This is a genomic window from Microcoleus sp. B6-A1 (genome assembly GCF_036705085.1).
In the GTDB taxonomy this organism is placed as follows: Bacteria; Cyanobacteriota; Cyanobacteriia; order Cyanobacteriales; family Microcoleaceae; genus Microcoleus.
Window position 1 is genome coordinate 1 of sequence record NZ_JAUBTU010000206.1, and the last position, 1039, is coordinate 1039.

Annotated in this window: 1 protein-coding gene; it reads right to left on the minus strand. The window is 46.3% G+C overall.

The window, feature by feature from the left end; all coding sequences use genetic code 11:
* Positions 1-243: 243 nt before the first annotated feature.
* On the minus strand, positions 244-1039 hold a 796-nt coding region (locus QUB11_RS31215), incomplete at its 5' end, for an IS1634 family transposase (protein WP_333207563.1).

The following is a 1039-nucleotide window of genomic DNA, read 5'->3' on the forward strand; positions in this document are numbered from 1 at the left end:
CCGGTTGAGGTATAGGAAAATGGTGGAAAATTCTGACATTCACAGCACTTGTGACTGACCAGATATTGGGAGAGATCGTATTAGATAAAAGTCTAACTATCGCACCTGATGGGCAACACAATCGTTGGCTCTTGCCTTAGCTAGGATGCGTCGCAAACTATCTCATTTTACTAGATTTTTCCTCGCGATACGCTTAGCGCCAACCGTTGGGGAGTTCGTCCCAATTCCAGCGCGCGAGCGATCTCAAGAAAGCAGGTAATATTTGCGACAAGGAGCGCCAAAGAATTGGAGAATCCACAAGCGTTCTTGAGTCAGGTTGGTAATTTGTCTGACGCCATTAACCGTCAACAAATGAATTGACATGAAACATTGAAACACCCATCGCAGCGTGGGTTTGGCTGTCGGTTTGCCGACAGGGTTATCAATGGTTTGTTTGGCGCGTTCGAGAGCCAAACGCAGCGCGCGTTGACCTAAACTATATACTAACAAGCACAAACCGATAACCGCAGCTAGCGCAGCTACTCGCTCGGGAGTTTTCAGAAAAACGCTCGAAGTAAAAAATAAGGGGTCTTTAAGAAATCGAAAACCTCTCTCCGTTGATTGTTGTGCTTTGTATTCTTGGAGAATTTGGTCGTTACTCAATACTTGCTCGTCTAACACATTGGTCGCCAACAGAAACAATCCAGCACGTTGCCTTTCGGTGTCAATGACGCTATCTTTCGGGGCAAGTACCGCTCTAATTTGATAAGATTTCTCGCCGACGGCATTTTTGCTGGGTCTGCCGCGTTTTTTGTGTTCTATGATTTCGATCGTTTGTAAGTCTTGCAATTGATGGTAGGGTAATTGTTGCGAAAATAAAGCAGCAGCAGTTAGGGCATCTGGCTGGCAAGCAAACTTTTGACTCTGCAATTGCTGGAGGGCGGCACGGGCTTTTGCTTCATGTTTTGCAAGGCGTTTCTCCAATTGTTTGAGGTCTGATTCTAACCGCGCCTGACTCTTCACCACCAGCCATCGTTGTGGAATGGAGGCATAACAATTG